This window comes from Haloferax profundi, assembly GCF_001469865.1.
In the GTDB taxonomy this organism is placed as follows: Archaea; Halobacteriota; Halobacteria; order Halobacteriales; family Haloferacaceae; genus Haloferax; species Haloferax profundi.
This window is the reverse complement of the sequence record NZ_LOPV01000120.1, coordinates 1-4,774: the sequence shown is the minus strand read 5'-3', so window position 1 is coordinate 4,774 and position 4,774 is coordinate 1. Positions and strand designations below refer to the sequence as shown.

At 46.9% G+C, this 4,774-nt stretch carries 5 protein-coding genes; 3 read left to right on the top strand and 2 right to left on the bottom strand.

From position 1 onward, the window contains the following. The coding region (locus AUR66_RS22550) for a hypothetical protein (RefSeq protein WP_231727782.1) at nt 1-640 on the bottom strand (640 nt) is incomplete at its 3' end. Nucleotides 641-736: 96 nt separating this feature from the next. Here AUR66_RS22550 and AUR66_RS20465 point away from each other — a divergent pair. The 3 genes from AUR66_RS20465 (at nt 737) to AUR66_RS06540 (ending at nt 3,171) form a co-directional block, all read left to right on the top strand. Beyond that, nucleotides 737-871 carry an AbrB/MazE/SpoVT family DNA-binding domain-containing protein gene (locus AUR66_RS20465; protein WP_197409689.1) on the top strand — a complete coding sequence of 45 codons (135 nt, stop codon included), beginning with the start codon at nt 737-739 and terminating at the stop codon, nt 869-871. A 528-nt stretch (nt 872-1,399) separates the two neighbouring features. Continuing rightward, nucleotides 1,400-2,794, top strand: coding sequence for a hypothetical protein (locus AUR66_RS06545; RefSeq protein WP_058571680.1), 1,395 nt, complete (start codon nt 1,400-1,402; stop codon nt 2,792-2,794). Between the two features lie 83 nt (nt 2,795-2,877). Continuing rightward, entirely contained in the window at nt 2,878-3,171 is a 294-nt protein-coding gene (locus AUR66_RS06540; RefSeq protein WP_058571679.1) for an AbrB/MazE/SpoVT family DNA-binding domain-containing protein, read from the top strand. Nucleotides 3,172-3,501: 330 nt separating this feature from the next. Here AUR66_RS06540 and AUR66_RS20460 read toward each other — a convergent pair. Beyond that, a partial coding sequence (locus AUR66_RS20460; protein WP_082682148.1) for an outer membrane protein assembly factor BamB family protein occupies nt 3,502-4,774 on the bottom strand: 1,273 nt, incomplete at its 5' end.

The window sequence follows — 4,774 nt, the reverse complement described above, 5'->3', positions numbered from 1 at the left end:
CAGGAAGGGTGACTACTGCACTGCCTCTCACAGAGACATTATTCCTGTAAGGGAGGTATGCATCCAGACTATCTCGAGAATCAGTAGTCAAATTTTCAGGGACTACGTTCACACGAGTTGTAGTAGTAAGACGTTTCGAGTCTATCTTTTTTGGACCCGAGAGGACAAAATACGTGCCATCTCCAGAATAGTTGGCCGAGATGGTGTTGTTTCTGAAGTCAATGGTCGAATTTTGTTCAACAATTGACGAGTTATTTTTTTCGAGCCAATAAATTGCAGTACTATTTGAGGGAACTCCTTTATTTGGAAGTTCGAAGGTAATAGACCCGCCCTTCGTAGGAACGCGTGATCGAGTTCGAACAAACGCTGACTCTGCCGTCATTCGACTATGATTCATCTGAAGAAATGGACGAGTATCCTCTTGCAAACTAATCTCGGAACGACTGCTCACCTTTGTTCGAATTGCAACCCCAAGTTCATCATTCGATATCGTTTTCTCGTTTAATGGCAGCGGTGAGACCTGGCTGACTGTGATCGAAGAAGATTCGTGGCCCACAATATCTACGACTGAAACTGGGCCGAAACTAAGTAATAGAAACGACATGAAAAAGACAAGAACTATTTTTATTTTCCTACCCATAATTCAAACACATATAGTATCGAATTAGATATATCTGTTTCTCAGATATAAAATCTGGCCCAAATGGCCATGTGGTTACTCATACTACACGGAAGTATGGTGAAAGTCGACTCTGAAGGAGGAATCGTGATTCCGAAGGAATTGAGGGAGAAGCTTGGACTCGTACCCGGAACCAGAGTCGAAATCTGGGTAGAAGATGGTAAAGCCGTCATCGAAGCCAAAGACGACTAAATCGATTTGGGAACGAATGGATGAACTCGTAAAGGAGGCTGCCGTCAATAGGTAGGAAGCCGTACGCAACACACGATGCACTGGCAATGAATCACCGCGATAGAATCCCTGGACAGGCTCCCAAAAGTTTGATTCAGGGGCTGAAATTCGTGTTATAATAATCACCGAATAGCGACTGAGTTCTGCAGATTGGAGCTAAAGATATTCCTATATTTTTAGATATAGTTATACCTATAGTCGTAGCCATTTTGCGTGAAAACTCGTGGCCGACAATCATCAAGAAGACAGTTCGAGAGCCAGAGAGATAGAATATCCCAATAGGTAGCTTCTACTCATCATCTTTGTACTATCGCTCTATAGCGGTCGCCTCGTGGTTCGTATATGTCGCCACGCATCTTCAGTTTTTCAAGCAGATCTACAACTTCGTCAGGGGATAGATCGTGTTCCTCATTCGTTCGTTGAACAACCCCGGACGCTGTGACCCATACTTGAAGTGTCATCACTGAGAGGCATCTATTAATGACTCGTGTGCTGGTGAAGGGGCCGGAAACAGCTCTCGCCGATGTTCAGGCAGACTGGGATGAAGAGGAGAATCTCATCGATTCGAATCTCGCATTCTACGATTTGAAGCACCTACAACACAGGAATTACGAGTTTGCCTACCCGACATTTGATTCTCTAAGCAAAGACCCAGTTCAACTCCCTAGTAAAGGCGATGTCATCAATTATCTCCACGGTGGCAACGATATTGTGATCCGACTTCCGAATACATCTAAGTTCCACCTGGAAGGCGAAGATCACGATGGCAACGAGGAGTGGTTTGAGTTCAATCCGTTTGCGTGGCTACCAATCGGCGTTGGACTCAACGAAGAGAAGAGTGGAGATCTCGTCACTGCGGAACCTGAGTGGGAATGGTACTTTGACGATGACTTTCACTGGGAAACAGTTCTTCAGCTTGGTGCTGCAATCAGGAATACTGGTTCCGGATACCACGACCCGCGTCCGCCAAAATCTGGCCCAGCTCCCAAGTCAAGATCAATGCCCCCTCCGTCTGCATACTTTCCGAGTCCTTCCATTCAGGAATTGGCATCCAACAACGTGAACGGCCTTCTCGCTGCTACGGTGAAATTCCGATCCGAGCGCCCTATCAACGGTGGATTCAAAGAGTCGGACGGTCAGATATACTTCCTCCCACCACATCCGTCCCGTGACTCTGGCGAATTCATCCGAGGAATCCTTGAACGGGAATACGGGTTCGATGTTGAGCATCAACCAGACTGGGTGGAACACTACGCTCTTCCCAACGAGGACGAGTTTCGAAATCGAATTGAACAGATAGAGATGGAGATTTCAGATATCGAATCCGGCGTACAAGAGGCCCGTCGGTACAGATCAATTCTGTTCGAGGGGGACGACGAGTTGGAAGAAATGGTTCCAGAAGTTCTCCGAAGACTGGGGCTGGACGTAGATGGTGAGGTTCCGGGTGGTCGGGATGGTGCGATCAAATTAGAAGACCAGACTTTCATCCTTGAAATCACGGGACAAAGCGACGGTGTGGACCATCAAAAAATACGACAGTTGGAGGATCACCTGGATGACACAGCGAGCGAAGGATACGGAACGAATCGGACGGGTCTCCTCATCTTCAATCACTTCAAGTACAGAGACCCTACCAATCGGCAACTGACGACGGCAAATTTCAAAGATCGACTGGAGAAACGGGACTGCAAACTCCTCACTACGGTGGACCTCTACCAGATTCTTTGTGATTATGAGCGCGAAGAAATTGACACTGAGCACGTTGTGGGCATGCTCACTTCGGGCGATACAATAATCCGGGCAAACAACCCTCTCTGCCAATCTGCTGGACAAACCGAGAGCCGTCTCGGACGGTTGCGAAGACGGTTAAGTGAAATCATGTAACCAGAACCACACAACTTGGGGGATGCAATGCCCTCGGATTTCGGACCCAAATGACCATGTCGATTCTTGCACTAATTGGAGGTATGGTGAAAGTTGACTCTGAAGGAAGAATCACGATCCCGAAGGAATTGAGAGAATGCCTTGGGCTCGTGCCCGGGACTACAGTCGAAATCCGGTTGGAAGATGATAAAATGGTCATCGAGCTCGAAGATGATCCTGAACGGATTCTAGAACGGATGGATGAACTCATAGAAGAGGTAGCCAACAATAGACAGGATACCAAGGCATTCGGGAAGCATGATCCACTGTTAATGGATTTCCGGGAGAAAATCCGTGAACAGGCTCAAAAGTCCGACTCAGAGGAAGAGAACAAGTGAACGGATGTGATGATAGTCGTGGAACAATAGCCACCGAATAGCGACTGGGTTCTGCAGATTGAAACTAAAGATATTCCTATATTTTTAGAAATATCTATACCTATAGTCGTAGATACACCGACGTACTTACAAATCGCTCTCGAGGAGGCTCGTGGCTACAAGCTTTTGTGATCTTCTAAAAACGAATGGTGCAAGAAACACGAATTCAGTTCTGTTGAAACCCTTGTAAATGATTGTATGTTGGAATCGTCGTGAATACAGCCAGCGTATCGGTCAAGAAAGTGAGCAGCGAAATCCGGGTTCACTCTCAAGCGAGTGAAAAAGACCTTGTCAATTCTCTTGAACCAAGGTCTCTAACTCATCAATCAAGTTTTCAATTGCGTCAATCAGATCCTGTTTTGTCGCTTCTCCTGATCCTACATCATACTCATCCTTCACCCACCGTTCTACGGTTCTCAGGAGGTCATTCTCTAACTTCTGTTTCGCCTCTTGGTACTCTTCTGCTTCTATTTTCTCTGCAATTGCACTGATTTTGTTGTTTAATGCGCGCCGTCGTTGAACTGGTCGATTAATGAATCCGATATCAGGGATTTTTGCGAGAGTGTCAGACAGAGCGTCAGTATTCGCCTCGAGGAGAACATCTCCCGTTAAGGCAACCCCTCCTGCATAAATAACTCCCTCCGCTGCTGCCAAACTCACTTGAATCAGGATACCCCGACCAACATAGACACTCGTCAGTAGGCTCCCATCCGCTGCACTAACGATATGTACGTTGCCTGAAGAACCACCAACGTAGAGATATCCATCCACAAGTATGGGGCTTCCAAGAGCTTCGCTTGAAAAGGTTGTAAGCCACTGCTCAGAACCGGTGACAGCATCTAATGCAAATAGATTGTCACCTGCGTCAGTGCCATAAACAGTTGACCCGTCTGTTACGACAGATGTGTATGTCCCAGTCGGACCAGATAAATAATTCCAGTTTTCGGCACCAGTAATCGCATCTACAGCATAGATGTACCCATCATTACCTCCGAAGTATACGGTGTCATTCGACACTGTGGGCGCAGACCCCACATCACCCCCCGTTTCAAAAGCCCAAACCTGACTTCCATCATCTATATCAAGAGCATACAGGTGATCATCTTTTGACCCAACAAATACTGTGCTACTGGCAACCGCGGGAGCAGAAAATGCGGGGTCTATCGCAGCGTTCCAGAGTTCAGACCCATCAGATGCATCTAGTGCATAGAAGATTCCTGTGTCAGCTACACCTGGTGACCCCACATATACCACCCCATTTTCGACAGTTGGTATCCAAACATTAGCCTCTAGTTGAAAACTCCATAGTTCTGTACCGGTTGTCGCGTCTAATGCGTACACCTTATCCCCAGGCGCAGCAGCACTAGCACCACCGAAGTAGAGAACGTTGCCAACAATACTGGCAACCGGTAAAAATCCAGTAGGTCCTAAATCAAATACCCACTTTTGACTACCTGTCTCTGCATCTAGAGCTTGCATTTTGCCGTTTGAGCCATGGTACACCGTGTTATTGCTGACTACGCTGGTTCCAATTTCAGGAGTTTCCCATAGCGTTTCAAGGTTA